Annotated in this window: 14 protein-coding genes; 7 read left to right on the top strand and 7 right to left on the bottom strand. The window is 65.4% G+C overall.

Annotation, left to right across the window (positions count from 1 at the left end):
• Window positions 1-63: 63 nt before the first annotated feature.
• The 3 genes from LDB05_RS14260 to LDB05_RS14250 form a co-directional block, all read right to left on the bottom strand.
• Window positions 64-459: a 2Fe-2S iron-sulfur cluster-binding protein gene (locus tag LDB05_RS14260; protein WP_226004656.1), complete on the bottom strand. Its 396-nt coding sequence runs from the start codon at window positions 457-459 to the stop codon at window positions 64-66.
• Window positions 456-1856, bottom strand: a complete 1401-nt coding sequence (locus tag LDB05_RS14255) for a selenium-binding family protein (RefSeq protein ID WP_226004655.1) — start codon at window positions 1854-1856, stop codon at window positions 456-458. Before LDB05_RS14255 ends, LDB05_RS14260 begins: the two co-directional genes overlap by 4 nt.
• Window positions 1857-1917: 61 nt before the next feature.
• Window positions 1918-2295, bottom strand: coding sequence for a 2Fe-2S iron-sulfur cluster-binding protein (locus tag LDB05_RS14250; protein ID WP_226004654.1), 378 nt, complete (start codon window positions 2293-2295; stop codon window positions 1918-1920).
• Window positions 2296-2424: 129 nt separating this feature from the next.
• On the opposite strand from LDB05_RS14250, the gene rio1 reads away from it, so the two are divergent.
• The 7 genes from rio1 to LDB05_RS14215 all read left to right on the top strand — a co-directional run bounded on the left by rio1 (window position 2425) and on the right by LDB05_RS14215 (window position 10154).
• The gene (gene rio1, locus LDB05_RS14245; RefSeq protein ID WP_226004653.1) at window positions 2425-3300 is read left to right on the top strand and encodes a serine/threonine-protein kinase Rio1; all 876 of its coding nucleotides are present in this window, start codon (window positions 2425-2427) and stop codon (window positions 3298-3300) included.
• A 229-nt stretch (window positions 3301-3529) separates the two neighbouring features.
• Window positions 3530-4747: a tryptophan--tRNA ligase gene (locus tag LDB05_RS14240; protein WP_226004652.1), complete on the top strand. Its 1218-nt coding sequence runs from the start codon at window positions 3530-3532 to the stop codon at window positions 4745-4747.
• A gap of 70 nt (window positions 4748-4817) precedes the next feature.
• A complete protein-coding gene (locus LDB05_RS14235) occupies window positions 4818-5318 on the top strand; it encodes a metallophosphoesterase (protein WP_226004651.1) in 501 nt (166 codons plus the stop codon).
• Window positions 5319-5421: 103 nt separating this feature from the next.
• Window positions 5422-5970 carry a KH domain-containing protein gene (locus tag LDB05_RS14230; RefSeq protein ID WP_226004650.1) on the top strand — a complete coding sequence of 183 codons (549 nt, stop codon included), beginning with the start codon at window positions 5422-5424 and terminating at the stop codon, window positions 5968-5970.
• Between the two features lie 268 nt (window positions 5971-6238).
• Window positions 6239-7900: a thermosome subunit alpha gene (gene thsA, locus LDB05_RS14225; RefSeq protein ID WP_226007915.1), complete on the top strand. Its 1662-nt coding sequence runs from the start codon at window positions 6239-6241 to the stop codon at window positions 7898-7900.
• Between the two features lie 419 nt (window positions 7901-8319).
• Window positions 8320-9093: a class I SAM-dependent methyltransferase gene (locus tag LDB05_RS14220; RefSeq protein WP_226004649.1), complete on the top strand. Its 774-nt coding sequence runs from the start codon at window positions 8320-8322 to the stop codon at window positions 9091-9093.
• A 68-nt stretch (window positions 9094-9161) separates the two neighbouring features.
• Window positions 9162-10154, top strand: coding sequence for an ornithine cyclodeaminase family protein (locus tag LDB05_RS14215; protein WP_226004648.1), 993 nt, complete (start codon window positions 9162-9164; stop codon window positions 10152-10154).
• A gap of 59 nt (window positions 10155-10213) precedes the next feature.
• Here the strand turns inward: LDB05_RS14215 and LDB05_RS14210 are convergent, their stop codons facing one another.
• The 4 genes from LDB05_RS14210 to leuS all read right to left on the bottom strand — a co-directional run bounded on the left by LDB05_RS14210 (window position 10214) and on the right by leuS (window position 17091).
• Entirely contained in the window at window positions 10214-10981 is a 768-nt protein-coding gene (locus LDB05_RS14210) for a YqjF family protein (RefSeq protein ID WP_226004647.1), read from the bottom strand.
• A 142-nt stretch (window positions 10982-11123) separates the two neighbouring features.
• Window positions 11124-11885, bottom strand: coding sequence for a bacteriorhodopsin (locus tag LDB05_RS14205; protein ID WP_226004646.1), 762 nt, complete (start codon window positions 11883-11885; stop codon window positions 11124-11126).
• On the bottom strand, window positions 11882-14188 hold the full coding sequence (locus LDB05_RS14200) for a methyl-accepting chemotaxis protein (RefSeq protein ID WP_226004645.1): 2307 nt from the start codon (window positions 14186-14188) through the stop codon (window positions 11882-11884). Before LDB05_RS14200 ends, LDB05_RS14205 begins: the two co-directional genes overlap by 4 nt.
• 254 nt (window positions 14189-14442) lie before the next feature.
• The gene (leuS, locus tag LDB05_RS14195; RefSeq protein ID WP_226004644.1) at window positions 14443-17091 is read right to left on the bottom strand and encodes a leucine--tRNA ligase; all 2649 of its coding nucleotides are present in this window, start codon (window positions 17089-17091) and stop codon (window positions 14443-14445) included.
• Window positions 17092-17260 lie beyond the last annotated feature (169 nt).

Below are 17260 nucleotides of genomic sequence, written 5' to 3'. Positions count from 1 at the left end.
CGCACCCGTTAACCTTACTGACTGTGTCGCGAACGCCTCGCGCTGCTCTCGGCTCGAGACGCGCTACTTCCACGGGTTCTCGACCAGTTCCGACTGCACGCTCGAGCCGACCGCGATCCGACAATCGGCCCGCGGCGAGGCGACGCACAACAGCACGTACCCCTCCGTTCGGTGTCGGTCCTTCAGCGCCCGAGGTCGCCGGCGGTACGCGAAGACGTCCTCGGCGGTGACGGCTCCGGTGTCGTCGTCCGTCGGCTCGGCTCCGTCGCCCTCGAGCAATCGCCCGGTACAGGTTCCGCAGGCGCCGGTCAGACAGCCGTAGGGGAGCGCGACGCCCGCCCGCTCGGCGGCCTCGAGGACCGTCTCGTCGTCGCGAACCGCGAGCGTCCGCGTCCGGCCGTCGGGCCACTCGAGTCGGACCTCGTGGGTCGGGGGACGGCCGTTCGATCCGCCGCTCACTGCCAGACGTCGCTCGTACAGTCGCCGTCGGGCCACCGGATCTCGTGGGCGCGGGCCGGCCCTTCGGGGCACTCGCCCCAGTCGACGAGGAAGTCCTCGTCGAGCTCGAGCGTCCCCGTTCGCGGATCGACGTCGGCTTTCAGCATCACCGATCCCTGCTCGCCCTCCTCGGGATAGAACTGCTCGTCCCACGAGGAGAACAGCGACGTCGTCCAGTAGAGACGCTCGCCGTCGAGCGAGAGCTGTAACATCTGCGGACCGGCGTTCAGCTCGCGGCCCTGCACTTCCTGAACCTCGCCGAAGGTCCCGCCGACGGAGAGCGAGTCAGCCCGTCGCGGGTTCGACGGGTCCGAGATGTCGTACATCCAGACCTCGCCGTGGAGCCAGTTCGAGCCGAACAGGTACCGATCGTCCATCGAGATCAGGATATCGGTCGTCAGGCCTGGAACGGGCATATCCCAGTCTTCGTGCTCCCGGCTCTCGAAGTCGATGGCCTTCTCGGCGCGGTACTCGCCCGCGTCGTCGTCGCGCCAGAAGTGGAATATGTTCGACGAGAGCGCGGCCCCGACGAACCCGTGCGTCGATTCTGGCGTGTGGAGGAATCGTACCTCGAGCGGGATCATCCCCTCCTCGCCGAGGTCGATCGTCTGCTCGACGGTCCCGTTCTCCCAGTCCCAGAAGTGGAGCTTCCGGCCGTAGTTGCCCGCTTCGACGTCGTCGAGGTCGAAGCCCGGATAGTACGTTTTTGGGGCGGCCCACTCGCTGGACACCATCACGTTCTGTCGGGGCTGGTACCAGTAGTCGTAGTTCATCTCGATCTCGCCCGGCGGCTCCCAGCGCCCTTCGATCTCGAAGTCGTCGTTCAGCTCGAGGAAGCCGCCCGGCAGCTCGCCGTCGGCGTCGCCGAGCATGCTGATCAGAATCTCGCCGTCCGGGATGCAGTGGACGGTGTGGGGTGCCGAGAGGTCGTACTCGAAGACCTCCTCGGGTTCGATCACCGTCTCCAGTTCGGGATTCCGCCGGTCTTTCGCGTCGATTACGTGAATTCGCGAGGAGCGTTGGCCGGGAACGATCAGATGTCGCCGCTCCAAGCCGTCCATGTGGCAGGACGACGAGCAGGCGTTCCACCCGAAGTGATGGAGTTCGTCGCCGCGCTCGGGCATCTCGATGCGGTCGACGATTTCGGCGTAGGTGTCCGACTCGGGATCGAGGTCGACGACCGCGACGAAATCCGACGCGTCGACGTCCGTCCCGACGTAGAGGCTCATCACGTAGGCCAGTTTTTCTCGCTCACCCTCCTCGATAGCGGCCTGTGGCGTCGCGTAGCCGGGGCCCTCGTGGTGGTGTTCGTGGTCGTGGTCCGGTTCGACGTCGCCGCCTGTGCTCGCATCACTCATGGGGTTTCCCGACCACGAACACGTAGATAAGTCTGTTCGGGATTCGCAACGGGAGCGGGAGCTACGACCAGGGACTGTCCCCGACTTCGGCGCGGACACGCGGCCCGACCTCGATGCGGCAGTCAGTCCGTGGCTGCGCGATGCACAGCAGGACGTAGCCGTCCGCTCGTTCGCCGTCGGTCAGCGCCCGGGGGGTCCGACGATACGTGAACGCGTCGGCGTCCCGCGGCCGCGCCGTCTCGTCCGTCTCGGATTCGCTCCCTCCGTCTTCGAGGCCGACCAGCCGACCGACGCAGGTGATGCAGGTCCCTTTCCGACAGTCGTAGGGCAGCCGAATGCCGGCCCGCTGGGCCGCGTCGAGGACCGTCTCGTCGTCGGCGACCTCGAGCGTCCGGTTCGGGCCGTCAGTCCGCTCGAGCGTCACGTCGTAGCTCGTCATCGCTCGATCCCCGTGTGGCGGCGCTCGGTCGAGTTACTCACGAGCGGTACTACCGCGGACGGCACAAAAAGTGTGGCCGCTCGAGCGAGTCCCAGTCTTTACCCCCACGCGACCCGTAGCGTCGAACAGATGGAACAGGGAACGGAGTTCGGACTGGTCGACCTCGAGGAAGTGGAGACGCCGGGCGACGAGTGGGAGGAGATCGACGTCTCGGATACCGAAGCGGATCGGATCGCGCGCAAGCGCGACCGCGAGTTCGAACAGTTCGAAGAGCGCATCAAGGACGCCGACCAGTTCAAGGTCGAGCAGTCGGTGTTCGACGACGCAACCTTTGCGGCGCTGTACAAGCTCGTCCAGGACGGGTACGTCGAGGCCTTCGGCGGGCCGCTCTCGACGGGCAAGGAGGCCAACGTCTACCACGCGCTGGGCGACGACCGCGAGGTCGCTGTCAAGATCTACCGGATCAACGCCTCGAACTTCAATCAGATGCGCGACTACCTCGAGGGCGACCCCCGATTCGAGGGCCTGGGCGGCAAGAAGAAAGACGTCGTCCTCGCGTGGACGAAAAAGGAGCTGGCGAACCTCCGGCGGGCGAAAGCCGCCGGCGTGCGAGTTCCGGAACCGATCGCGACCGAGCGCAACGTGCTGGTCATGGAGTATATCGGGAACGAGGACGGCCGCGCGAAGCGCCTCGGCGAGGTCCAGATCGAGAACCCGGAGACGGCCTACGAGGTCATGCGCGAGTACATGCGCCGGCTCTACTCGGCGGGGCTCATTCACGGCGACCTGAGCGAGTACAACGTGGTCTTCGACGAGAACGAGGGCCAGCTCGTGCTCATCGACCTCGGCCAGGCCGTGACGGTCCACCACCCGAACAGCCGCGACTTCCTCGAGCGGGACTGTCGGAACGTCGCGGGGTTCTTTTCGCGGCAGGGGCTCGAAGTGACGGCGGACGACCTCCTCGAGTTCGTCACGAGTCCGGAGCCGGATCCGTCGCGGGACTGATTCGGACACTCTCCGATTCTCCGAAATACTCTTTACTGTCGCCTGAAAAGAACGTGATAGTGACGTCCGCTCTCGATTGGCAGTGGCGCTGGTACGCCCTTTCGAGAGCGGACAGTGTCGTCGCGGCGGGCGACGCGGCCTAACCCGGCGGCTGCGGCGGCGATCGCTCCCTCCGCTCGTTTTTCAGCCGAATCGTCTTCCAGTTGCTACAGCCGACTCCACGACACGAATGACAGAACCGACCGACACCGCTGATAGCACCGCACGTACCGATTCAAATCCGACTGCCGACCGGTTCACCGTCACTCCGTACGCCGTCGAGGGCGAGATCGACTACGAGAAACTCCTCGAGCGATTCGGGGCCGATCAGCTCACCGACGAGCAGCTCGGTCGCTTCCCCGACCACCCGCTGCTCCGTCGCCGGACGTTCTACGCGGGACGAGACGTCGACAGTTACCTCGAAGCCGTCGAAGCGGGCGATATTCACGCGATCGTTACCGGACGGGGACCGTCGGGACCGATGCACCTCGGCCACGTCTTGCCGCTCTATCTCGCGAAACGCTTTCAGGAAGTGACCGGAGCGACGGTCTATATCCCGCTCTCGGACGACGAGAAGTTCCTCGCGAAATCGCAATCGTTCGACGCTATCGGCGAGCATACCCGCGACAATGTACGCGATATCCTCGCCGTCGGCTTCGACCCCGACAAAACCCGGATCGTCGTCGACACTGCCGATGCAGACGTGATCTACCCGATCGCCGTTCGACTCGCGACCCACCTCACGCCGGCGACGGTCGAGGCCGTCTACGGCGAGCAGGATACCGTCGGCCTCGAGTTCTACCCCGCCGTACAGGCGACCCACCTCCTGCTTCCGCAACTCGTCAGCGGCCGGCAGCCGACTCTCGTTCCCATCGCCGTCGATCAGGACCCCCACGTTCGGGTCTGTCGCGATATCGCCGCGAAAGAAGCGCTTCCAGTGGCGAAGCCTGGTGCCCTGCTCGGGCGCTTCCTCCCGAGTCTCGAGGGACCGGGGAAGATGAGCTCTTCCGACGATGCGCCGTCGATCGAGCTCACTGCCGATCCGGACACGGTCGCCGAGGCGATCCGGACGCACGCGTATACCGGCGGTCGGGCGACCCTCGAGGAACACCGCGAACACGGCGGCGATCCGACCGTCGACGTTCCATTCCAGTACCTGCGATTCTTCTTCGAATCCGACGACGCAGAACTCGAGCGAATCGCGGCCGAGTACCGATCTGGCGACCTGCTTAGCGGCGAGTTGAAGGAGATCGCGATCGATCGAATTACCGAATTCCTCGATGCACACCAGCGTCGACGTGCTGCTCTCGGTGACGTCGCGACGGAAATCCGGCCCTATCGGCTCACAGACGAGGAACGGCAGCAGGCACTCGAGCGAGCGGGCGTGCCGTCGTCTCTCGAACGGTAATCGTTCGCCCGCATCGACTACGCTCGTCGTTCCCCGAACGCCTTAGTGGATCGCCATCGCGGGAACGCGTATGAACATCGGCATTATTTCCGACACGCACGACAACGTCGCGGCGATCGAGCGCGCGACCGAGATCTTCGCCGAGGAAGGCGTCGAGCTCGTCGTCCACTGCGGCGACTTCGTCGCCCCGCTGATGATCGACTACTTCGACGAGTTCGAACTCCACGGCGTCCTCGGGAACAACGACGGCGACGTCGCGAATCTCCAGGCCGCGTTCGACTCGCTCGGCGGTGAGGGCGAACTCCACGGCCGGTTCGCCAGCCTCGAGTTCGACGGCCTCTCGTTCGCGGTGCTCCACGGCGAGCATCTCGAGGAGGTCGAGGCGATCGCGGCCGGCGAGACCTACGATTTCGTCTGTTATGGCCACCACCACGAGCGCGAATTGTCGGAGGAGGGCCGAACGACGGTTCTCAACCCCGGTGCGCACGTGCTGGCGGCCGACGAGGACCGCACGATCGCCGTCGTCGACACGCGCTCGGAGTCGGTGCGGTTCCGATCGGTGCTCGAGTAGCGACGGCGTCGACCGGCGGAGAACGACCGCGTGCGTGGGTGCCACGACCCACCCGGTACTCGCGGACCAAGCGCTTAACCTCGCCCAGCCAGTACCTGACTGTATGCAGCACGTGAAGATTCCGCAGGACCGCATCGGCGTTCTCATCGGCGAAGGAGGCGAGACGATGCGCGAGATCGAGGCGGAAGCCGAGGTACGACTCGACATCGACTCGGAGAACGGCTCCGTTGCCGTCGAAACCGTCGGCGATCCCGTACTCGGGCTCAAAGGCCCCGAGATCGTTCGCGCCATCGGCCGCGGGTTCGCGCCCGAGGACGCCCTGCGGCTGCTCGAGGACGACATGATGTTGTTCGACGTCGTCGACATCGACGCCGCCGCGCGGAACAAAACCGACATGAAACGCAAGAAGGGGCGGCTCATCGGCGAAGGTGGCCGGACCCGCGAACTGATGGAGGAACTGACCGGTGCCGACGTCGTCATCTACGGCTCGACGCTCGGCATCATCGGTGCGCCACAGGAGGTCGACGCCGTCCGCAGCGCCGCCGAAATGCTCCTCGACGGCGCGCCCCACGGCGCGGTCTACTCCTTCCTCGAGGAGAAACACAACGAGATGAAGCACAAGGGGATGGAGTACCACCGGTTCTCCGGCTGATCGCAACTCCCCCGACATCGGTTGCTGTCCACGACGTTTACGAACGGTTACCTATTCTCGATCGGCGTTCCGATTTACACTTCGCCCGTGAGATCGCGAAGTCCACTGTTGGAGTGGCTCTACGGCCGACGGCGGTTACAGCAGGGCCTGATTCGCGGCCGACGGTATGTGAAAAACCCCCGTACGGAGCGGGGATCGAGTGGACAATAAGCGAAACGCTTATATAGAATAACAATCAATCGTTCTCTTGACTATGGCTCAACAGCAGATGGGCAACCAGCCCCTTATCGTACTCTCGGAGGACAGCCAGCGCACCTCCGGGGAGGACGCGCAGTCGATGAACGTACAGGCCGGGAAGGCCGTCGCCGAGTCGGTTCGGACGACGCTCGGCCCGAAGGGGATGGACAAGATGCTCGTCGACTCGTCGGGCAACGTCATCGTCACGAACGACGGTGTCACCCTGCTCTCGGAGATGGAGATCGATCATCCCGCGGCCGACATGATCGTCGAAGTCGCCGAGACACAGGAAGAGGAAGTCGGTGACGGCACCACGAGCGCCGTCGTCGTCGCCGGCGAGCTCCTCAGCCAGGCCGAGGACCTCCTCGACCAGGACATCCACGCGACCACCCTCGCACAGGGGTACCGAGAGGCCGCCGAAGAAGCCACCGAGGCCCTCGAGGAGATCGCCATCGACGTCGACGAGGACGACACGGAGATCCTCGAGCAGATCGCCGCGACGGCGATGACCGGCAAGGGCGCGGAGAACGCCAAGGACCTGCTCTCCGAGCTCATCGTCGAGGCCGTTCGCGCGGTCGCCGACGACGACGGCGTCGACACGGACAACATCAAAGTCGAGAAGGTCGTCGGCGGCTCCGTCGAGAACTCCGAGCTCGTCGAAGGCGTCATCGTCGACAAGGAGCGCGTCTCCGAGAACATGCCGTACTTCGCCGAGGACGCCAACGTCGCGATCGTCAACGGCGACCTCGAGATCAAGGAAACCGAGATCGACGCCGAAGTCAACGTCACCGACCCCGACCAGCTCGAGCAGTTCCTCGAGCAGGAAGAGGCCCAGCTCCGCGAGATGGCCGAGCAAGTCGCGGACGTCGGCGCTGACGTCGTCTTCGTCGACGGCGGCATCGACGACATGGCCCAGCACTACCTCGCACAGGAGGACATCATCGCCGTCCGTCGCGTCAAGTCCAGCGACCAGGCCCAGCTCGCTCGCGCGACCGGTGCGACGCCCGTCTCGAGCGTCGACGACCTGACCGAGGACGACCTCGGTGCCGCAGGCAGCGTCGCGCAGAAGGAGATCGCCGGCGACCAGCGCATCTTCGTCGAGGACGTCGACGACGCGCGCGCCGTCACCCTGATCCTCCGCGGTGGCACCGAGCACGTCATCGACGAGATCGACCGCGCCGTCGAGGACTCGCTGGGCGTCGTCCGCACGACCATCGAGGACGGCAAGGTGCTCGCCGGCGGCGGCGCACCCGAAGTCGAACTCTCGCTCGCCCTGCGCGACTACGCCGACTCCGTCGGAGGCCGCGAACAGCTGGCCGTCGAGGCCTTCGCCGACGCGCTCGAGGTTATCCCGCGCACTCTGGCCGAAAACGCGGGACTCGATCCCATCGACTCGCTGGTCGAACTCCGCAGCGCCCACGACGGCGGCAACACGGCCGCCGGACTGGACGCCTACACCGGCGACACTATCGACATGGCCGAGGAGGGCGTCTACGAGCCGCTCCGCGTGAAGACCCAGGCCATCGAGTCCGCCACCGAGGCGGCCGTCATGCTGCTTCGCATCGACGACGTCATCGCCGCGGGCGACCTCGCCGTCTCCCACGACGACGACGACGAAGAGATGCCGCCGGGCGGCGGTGGCATGGGCGGCGGCATGGGCGGTATGGGCGGCGGCATGGGCGGCATGATGTGAGACTAAATTTTGCTCTGTCGTTCGAGAGAGCGAAGCTCTCTCGTGATGACGAAAGGCGCGAAGCGCCTTTCGAACCACGGGCGCGGCTTCGCCGCGCCCTCGGCAAAATTTAGTCTAAAAGCACTCCTCCCTCCGTTCCGAGCGCTTCGCGCTCTCGGCTCACGGCGTTGCCGTTCGCCTATTCGCGGCGCTACGCGCCGCGCTCTCCACATCGGTCGTCGGCCCGCTCGGGCCTTGCGGCCCTCGCGGTGCTAAACGGAGGAGACTACCGCTCGAGCCACCCAATCAAGTCGGCCCATCGTATCTGCTGTTTCGTCGTTATTTTCGTATCCTTGTAATCCGTCTTCGACACGCCTAGTCGGTTGCTCGTGATCTGTACTCACGCAACGCTCATGTCCGTTTAATCACAATAGGGTGTCGTGACGGACGACGCCAATACAAAGCGAGACGTCGCGACCGCCTTCGGGGGTGCTGCGGACGGCTATCTCGAGGGGAACGTACTCAAGCAAGGCACGGACCTCGAGCAGCTCGTCGACTGGTGTCGGGACGCGACGTGTGCGCTCGACGTGGCGACCGGCGCGGGACACGTCGCCGGTGCGCTCGCCGAGACGGGCGTTTCGAGGGTCGTCGCGGCGGATCTCTCCCCGGAGATGGTCGCGACGGCGACGACGGCGTACGGCGGGCTCGAAGGGGTCGTGTTCGACGCCGAACGGCTCCCATTCGCGACGGACCGCTTCGACGCGGTCACCTGTCGGTTCGCGGCCCACCACTTTCCGGACCCCGAGGCGTTCCTCGCGGAGGTCGAGCGCGTGCTCGCACCGGGTGGCGTCCTCGCGTTCGAAGATCTCTGCGTGCCGGACGATCCCGAGTTGGGAGTGTACGTGAACCGGATCGAACGACTTCGGGATTCGAGTCACGTCGAGAGCTACTCCCGACGGCAGTGGCTCGACTGGCTCGGGGAGACGGGGCTGACCGTCGAGGACGTCCGCGAGACGAGCCGGCAACTCGAGGTCGACGCCTGGCTCGATCGGATGGACGTACCGGACGACGACCGCCAGCGGATCAGAGCGTTGCTGGCGGACGCACCGGCGGAACTCGAGGCGGCGTTCGAGTTCCAGTACGAATCCGGGAGAGAGGGGCCGCGACTGGCGTCCTACCGGACGGGCGTCGTACTGGTTCGGGCGACCGCCTGATGACAGGTGCTCTCACTGGCGGCATCGAATGCTGACGAATTAAGTAGGTTCCCGCAATATTCGCGGCTATGAACACGCTTCTATTGGACAGCGACGACGTCGACGAGCACGCCGCCCTCGCCGACGTCATCGATGCCGTCGAGCAGGCCTTCGCGGCCTTCGAGCGCGGAACCACGCAGATGCCCGCCAAATCGTACATCGACCTTCCCCAGTACAACGGTGACTTCCGGTCGATGCCCGCGTATCTCGACACGGGCGAGTGGGACGCGGCCGGCCTGAAGTGGGTCAACGTCCACCCGGACAACCCCGCGGACCACGACCTGCCGACGGTGCTGGGGACGATGATCTACTCCGACCCCGAGACCGCGTTCCCGCTGGCGATCATGGACGGGACGACGCTCACCATGAAGCGGACGGGGGCCGCCGCGGCCGTCGCGACGGACTACCTCGCCATCGACGACGCCACCTCGCTCGGCATCGTCGGCGCCGGCGTCCAGTCGTACACCCAGCTCGAGGCGATCAGCGAGGTTCGTCCGATCGAGGAGGTCGTCGTCTCGGATCCCGACGAGGAGCGCGTCCAGCGGTTCGTCGACACCTACGCGGATCGGTTCGACGTCCGCGCCGGGTCTCTTTCGGAGGCCGGTCACTGCGACGTCCTGTCGACGGTAACGCCGATCGAAGACCCGATCGTGGGGCTCGAGGACGTCGGCGAGCATACGCACATCAACGCGATCGGGGCCGACGCCGAGGGGAAACACGAACTGCGCGACGAATTGCTCGCGGCGGCGACGATCGTCATCGACGACCACGAGCAGTGTACCCACTCGGGAGAGATCAACGTCCCCTACGGCGAGGGCGTTCTGACCGACGCGGACATTCACGGGGAGATCGGCGAACTCGTCGTGGGTTCGAAGAAAAGCCGGACCGACGAGACCGGTATCACGGTCTTCGATTCGACCGGACTCGCGATCCAAGACGTCGCGGCCGCTCGAGTCGTCTACGAGCGGGCGTCGGAGACGGGCGACGGGCTCGGGTTCGATATGGTCGGCGTCGGGAAGTAGACCTGGTCGGCGTTTCCGCTCGACCGTAGCGCAGACGGCCTCGAGCGACGGGCGAGCGTTCAGCCTCTGTGCAACCGCCGCGGAATCGACCCCGTCATGGAGAGGTCGTCTGCGTAGTGAACGATCGGATCGTCGGTCGGCGTCGGCAGCCCGTTCGCGTCGAACATCGTGTTCTCGTAGATCGTCACCTCGGCCGGCTGGAGCGGCCACGGCTCGTGTCTGATCTCGCCGGTCAGGATACCGCCAGCTTCGGGCGCGTAGAAGCGGCGACGCGCCGTCAGCCAATACTCGAGGGTACCGGGCTCGGCAGTCCGCACCTCGCCGACCGGCCGATAGGTCGCGCCGAATCGAGCAGGGGTATCGGCCGCTGGCACGGGCTTTCGGCGCTGGCTCTCGAAGGCGACGTGGGTGTCTTCCGTGGCCCCGACCCGCATCCTCGCGGGGTAGACGGGCAATCGAGTGGTCCGGCCGACGGTCGCGGTGACGAGGGCATTATCGACGTCGATACTGAAGAAAAACAGGCCCGGATCGCCCCGATACCGGACGTAGGTCCGGACGGTGAGTTGGGGGAAAGCCAATCGCGCGATCGACGGCGTCCCGCGGAGTCCGACGTTCGTCAGCACGAACGGGAGCACGCTCAGCCAGGCCTGGCCGTCTCGAGTCTCGAGGGTCAACTGGTCGGGAACGTGCGGGCGGACGCCGTCGGGGTCGACTGGCCAGTGGGCCAACAGTCCGTCACGCCAGGTCATCGAGGCGACGTGCGGTGCGGTCAGCGACGGTTCGTCCGCGAACGGCCATCGGAGCAGATCCGTATATTGGGTGTTCATCCTCGAAGGTAACGAGCGCTGTAGCGACTCGTAGGACGAACCAGCGTATAAAAACATGAGTCAGCTGTCAGGTCCAGTGGTGTTCGGCGATTCGTCACTGCAATCGCTGCGAGAGACTCTCGAAAAGAGACGACGGCCGCCGTCAGTCGGCCGGGTCGACCGCGGACTCGTCCGACTTCTCGAGGGTAACGCCGTCCGACCCGTCGTCTGCACCGCTCGATTCGATGCCCTCGATGATCTGGTCGGTGGCGTCGGTCGCCCGGAGAACCAGCGTACAGAACCCGATCCGCGTGAGGGCGTCGAGATAACTCCCGACGAAGATCCCGCTGAAGGCGTCGAGCAGCCCGAACCCCTGTCGCGACAGGAGGCCCACGACCAGGTAGGCGCTGAAGAGTATCAACAGCAAGTTCCGCAGTTTGCCGTAGAGCAGGACGCGCTCCCCGCCCTGCTCGCCGGAGCTGCGCGTGATCGGCCAGACAAGTACGTAGGCGAGGACCCCGAACAGACCGAAATTGGCGATCACGGCCAGGAGTGTAAACGGTGGCTGGAGGAAGTAGGTGGCGAGCGTGGCACTGGTCCAGCCGACCATGACGACGTTGAGTCCGACCAGCTGTCGGCGCGATGCACCGGCGACGATGCCCGCGATGGTCACCATCATCGGTCCCGAAATGAAGTAGTCGAGGTATCGACTCGTCTGAACTGGTTGCCCCGTCGGGGTCATCAACTGGTAGTCCCCTGTCGACATGCCGAAGTAGGCCAGCGCCAGGATTCCACAGATGATCGGTAGCGGCAGATAGTACCGTCGCTTCCCCTTTGGAAACCGGGCGACCCACGCAAGGAAGCCCACCGTCGCCGCCGCCATCACGTAAAACGTGATCCGATACATCTGCAGTTCGGGTATCATCGGGACCCACCTCCGTTACCCGCGGCGGTGGCAGTCGGGTCGTCCGCCCTCGAGACGGTGAACTCGTTGACCGCGTCCGCGAGTTCCGCCGCCCGCTCGTCGAGTCGCGTCGCCTCGGCGGAGACGTCCGTAATCGTCGCGGTCGTCTCCTCGGCGGCCGCCGCGGCCTGCTGGGCCTGCGACGTCGTCTCGTTGGCGACGCTCGCGACGTCCTGAACGATCGTCGCCAGCTCCTCGGCGGAACTGGCCTGTTCGTCGGTCGCCTGATCGATCTCCTGGACGCCCGCGGTCACCTGTTCGATCTCCGCCGCGATCCGATCGAGTCTGTCCGAGAGGGAGTCGACCCGCCCGGTCGCCGAGCCGATCGTCGATTCGGCGTTCTCGATCTGGGTTGCACTCTCGTTCGCGCGCTCTTGTATCGATTCGATCATGATTTCGACGTCTTCGACTGCCTCCTGGGTCTGTTCCGCGAGCTCCTTGACCTCGTCTGCGACGGCCTGGAAGCCGCCGCTCTCGCTCGAGGCGCTTTCGGATCGAGCGGATTCGATGGCCGCGTTCAACGCGAGCATGTTGGTCTGGCCGGCGATCTCGTCGATCAGCTCGACGATCTCCTGAATCTGTTCGGCCTCCTCGTCCAGCGATCGGATCGTTTCCGCGACGGCTTCCGTCTGGTCGGTGGCGTCGTGCATCTCCGCCGTCGTCTCCTCGGCCGCCCGCTGGCCCTCCGCCGCCAGCGCGTCGACCTGACTGGTCTGCTCGGCGATGTTACTCGTCGCGGCGGCCACTTCTTCGACGGTCGCGGACATCTCCTTGACTTCCGTCGTCGCGACCGACAGGTCCTCGGCCTGCTTGGAGGATCCGTCCGAAATCTCCTGGACCGACGTGCTGACCTCTTCGCTCGCGCGTCGAATCTCGCTGGAACTGGTCTGCACTTCGGTACTCGTCCGGGCAACGTCCGCCGCGATGGTCTTGACCTGTGTGACCGCGTCTTCCAGATCGTCGATCATCTCGTTGAACGCCTCGGCGATCGACACCATCGCCTCGTGGTCCGTCTCGGGCTCGAGGCGCTGTTCGAGGTCGCCGTCGGCACACGCCGACATCACGTCGCTGTACCGTTTGGCTTCGGCCTCGAGTTCCTGATTGCGCTCTTCGGTCCGCTGCTGGGCCTCGCGGGCGCGTTCGCGTTGGTCCTCGAGGTCGGCCAGCGTCTCCCGGAGGGAATCCCGCATCGACGCGAACGAGTTGTAGAGGATGCCGACCTCGTCGACCCGATTGGTCTCGAGATCGACGTCGAGATCGCCCTCACCCATCCGCTCGGCTTTGCTTCCGAGTCGACGGAGGTACAGTGAGGTGTTCCCGCCGAGGACGACACCGACGAGTCCGATGTGGAGGACGACGACGAACAGGAACGCGACCAGTGACGAGGTCGCGGCCCGCTGTGGTCCGTAGACGGTCGCTGCGGTATCGTAGGTCGTGACCGTCAGGGCGTCGTCGCCGACGTCGATCGTCGCCGCCGTGGCGGCGAACTCGGTGTCGGTGCCGTCGGGGGTGCCGGTGACGACGTCGTCTTCAGTCGGCGAAACCGCGGCGAGAACGGCGTCGTCGCCGACCGTTACGTCCTCGCTGACCTCGCCCACTGTGGCGACCGTCTCGCCCTCAGCGTTCGTGACGACGGTTCGCCCGTCCGTCTCGAGCGTGGCTGCGAACGCATCGGTGGGGGCAGAGACGGCGACGTATCGCTCGTTTTCGCCCTCTACGGCCGTAACGAACGACAGTACCGAGTCGTCGCTCGTTACTGCCTCGTGACTGGCGCTGGGTCCGTCAGTAGCGCCGTCGACGCCGGCCTCGTCGAAGAAGTTCTGACCGACCGCGCCGTCCGCACTGCTTGCCAGTACCTCGCCGTCCCCGTCGAGGTAGTGAATTTCGGTAACTCGATCGCCGCGGGCGGACTGTGTCGTCGCGAGTCGCTGGCTGATCTCGTCGTCCGTTCCCGACTGGACGGTCGCGTCCGCGGCGAGACCGTTCGCCGTTTCGACGTTGGTCTCGAGCCAACTCGCCGCGACGTCGCTACGGTCGTCCGTCCGGTCGCTGAAGTGGTCTTCCACCGCCGGACCGACTGCCCCCGATGCGTATCCGAAAAAGAGCGCGGAGACGATGACTGTCACGGCGACGACCAATACGAAAATCAGCCCGATCTTTACACTGTACGTTTCTCTGAACCGATCAGGAAGTATATCCTCGAGTGCCATATTGTCACACGATCGCTCGAGCAGCGCGACGCTACCCGACGTCTTCTCTGTCACTGCTCACCCTTCCCCATTGAATGTATCGGTTGAAATGACTGTCTCGGCGGGGGGTCAGTTACTCTCTCGTGCAGACACTATCTATCGGCGACGGGAGTGGTATTTCTCCTCCTGTCAACATATACTACATAAGTGTAACTCGACGTCAATTTCGATACTACCGGGACAACCGCTGGATCCCCCCCTCCGGCTCGAAGCGGTCGATCGGTGGACCGTGGCGTCGGCTCTTCGTGCAACTCCCTCTCGCGTGCCGATCAGTCGTCGATTTCGATCGCCGGCCGTCCGGGCTCGGCGTTTCCGAGCACGTCGTCGTCGGCCTCGTCGGCACGGACGACGCGAACCGGCGCGTCGAACTCGCGTTCGATCAGCCAGGCGGCCGACTCCAGCGCCGCGTGCTCGTCGTTCGGACCGAGCGTCATCGAGAGCGCCTCTCGCTCCGCCTGCAGGTCCTGCCCGTAATCGGCGGCGGCGTCGCCCTGCTCGCGGATGTGCGACTCCTGCATGAGCTCGCCGATCAGGTTGTCGGCGTCGCTTTCGATCGCGATCTCGAGGGCGTCGTACTTCCACTCGGGCGCGACGACGACGTCGATCCCGGTCGGATCCTCGATGCCGGCGACCTCGACGATGTCGCGGATGTCCTCGCGGGTGTTCTCGACCAGTCGGCGTCGCTTCGCGACGTAATCGCGGTCCACGTCGGCGCTCGGCCACTCGGCGTTCGCAGCGAAGCCCTCCCCACTCAGGTCGTCGTGCAACTCCTCCGCGATGTGAGGTGCGACGGGCGCGAGCAGTCGGACGACGGCAGAGAGTCCGCGCTCGTACGTTTCGGCGTGGGGGTCAGTGTAGTCGGCGTATTGCCGGAGCGTCCGAACCAGATCCTGCGTCTCGCGCAGCGCCTTGTTGAACGTCAGGTCGTCGTACTCCTCGCTGGCGATCGCGACCGTCGCGTCGATCTCCGCGTCGACGTAGCTCGCGATCGCGTCGTCCTCGCCATCGGGTTCGTCGGCGACGTACTCCTCGACCATCCCCTGCAGGCGCTCGAGGAAGGCGTAGGTCGACTGTACCCCCTCCTCGCTCCAGTCGAAGTCGCGCTCGGGCTGGGCGGCCTGCATCATGAACAGGCGCGCGGTGTCGGCCCCGTACTCCTCGACGATCCGCTGGGGCGAGACGACGTTGCCCTTCGATTTAGACATCTTCTCGCCCTCGAGCTGGACCATCCCCTGGGCGAGCAGGTTCGTGAAGGGCTCGCGGTGCTCGAGGCCCTCGTGGTCGGCCAGCACCTTCGTGAAGAATCGCGAGTACAGCAGGTGCATCACGGCGTGTTCGATGCCCCCCACGTACTGATCGACGGGCATCCAGTCGTTCGCCTGCTCGCGGTCGAAGGGCGCGTCCTCGAGGCCGGGCGAGACGTACCGCAGGAAGTACCACGAGGAGTCGACGAAGGTGTCCATCGTGTCCGTCTCGCGAGTCGCGTCGGCCCCACAGTCCGGACAGCTCGTCTGCTTCCACTCCTCGGCGGCGTCCAGCGGGTTTCCGGTCGTGTTGATGAACTCCGGGAGCTCGACCGGCAGGTCGTCGTCGGGAACCATCACGGGGCCGCAGTCGTCGCAGTGGACGACGGGGATCGGCGTGCCCCAGTAGCGCTGGCGGGAGATCCCCCAGTCGCGGAGCTGGTACTGTTCGGTCCACTCGGCTCCCTCGATATCCTCGGTGAGCCGCTCGCGGGCCGTCTCGCTGTCGAGCCCGTCGTACTCCCCGGAGTTGATCAGGACGCCGTCCTCGGTGTAGGCCTCCTCCTCGACGTCGGGTGCCGTCGGCTCCTCGTCCCTCTCCGGTTCGGGAGCGATGACCGGCCGAATCTCGATCCCCATCTTCTCGGCGAAGGCGTGGTCGCGCTCGTCGTGGGCCGGCACGGCCATCAGCGCGCCAGTCCCGACGTCCGAGAGGACGAAGTCGGCGACGTAGACCGGGATCTCCTCACCCGTCACGGGATTGGTCGCGGTCAGGTCCGTCTCGACCCCGTTCGGTTCGTCGCCCTCCGGATCCGCCTCGTGGTGGACGAACTCGTGAATCTCGTCGTCCTCCTCGGCTAACTCCTCGCTGATCGGGTGATCCGGTGCGAGCGCGAAGAACGTCGCGCCGTGAATCGTGTCGACGCGGGTCGTAAAGGCCTCGACCGGCCCGTACCCCTCGATATCGAAATCCAGTTCGGTCCCGTACTGGCGGCCGATCCAGTTGCGCTGCATCTGCCGGACCGAGTTGGGCCACCCCTCGAGGTCGTCGATCGCCTCGAGCAACTCGTCGGCGTACTCGGTGATCCGCAGGAACCACTGCTCGAGCTCGCGCTGTTCGACCGGCGTGTCACACCGCCAGCAGAGTTCGGCCTCGCCCTCGACCTGTTCGTCGGCGAGGACGGTCTCGCAGTGGGGACACCAGTTGACTTCGGCGTCGCGGCGTTCGACCAGTCCTTCCTCGTGGAACCGGGAGAAGAGCCACTGGTTCCACTGGTAGTAATCGGGCGTGCAGGTGGTGATCTCCCGATCCCAGTCGTAGCCAAAGCCCATCGCCTCCATCTGGCCGGTCATCGTCTCGATGCAGTCGAACGTCCAGTCGCGCGGGTTCGTGTCGCGCTCTTTGGCCGCGTTCTCCGCGGGGAGGCCGAAGGCGTCCCACCCCATCGGGTGGAGGACGTCGTCGCCGCGCATCCGACGGTAGCGAGCGTACGCGTCCGTGATCGTGTAGTTGCGAACGTGCCCCATGTGGAGCTTGCCCGAGGGGTACGGATACATTCCCAGGACGTACGTCGGATCCTCGACGTCGTCGGGCGTCCGGTAGACGTCCGCGTCGTCCCACGCCTCTTGCCAGCGCCGTTCGACCGTCGCGTGGTCGTATCCCGCGTCGCTCATTTGCTTATATACGTATAGAACGGGACGCCGCCCTATACCTTTCCATACACTAGCCCGCCCGATCGATGACCGGTCCCACCGATCACCGCTCGAGCGCAACGGGTCCGACGACCGAACCGCTCGAGTTCGCGGGGAGAATCGCACGCGAAACGCAAACCCCGAGCGTCTC

This window comes from Natrinema salinisoli (assembly GCF_020405205.1).
Lineage (GTDB): Archaea > Halobacteriota > Halobacteria > Halobacteriales > Natrialbaceae > Natrinema > Natrinema salinisoli.
This window is presented reverse-complemented; position numbering and strand designations above follow the sequence as displayed.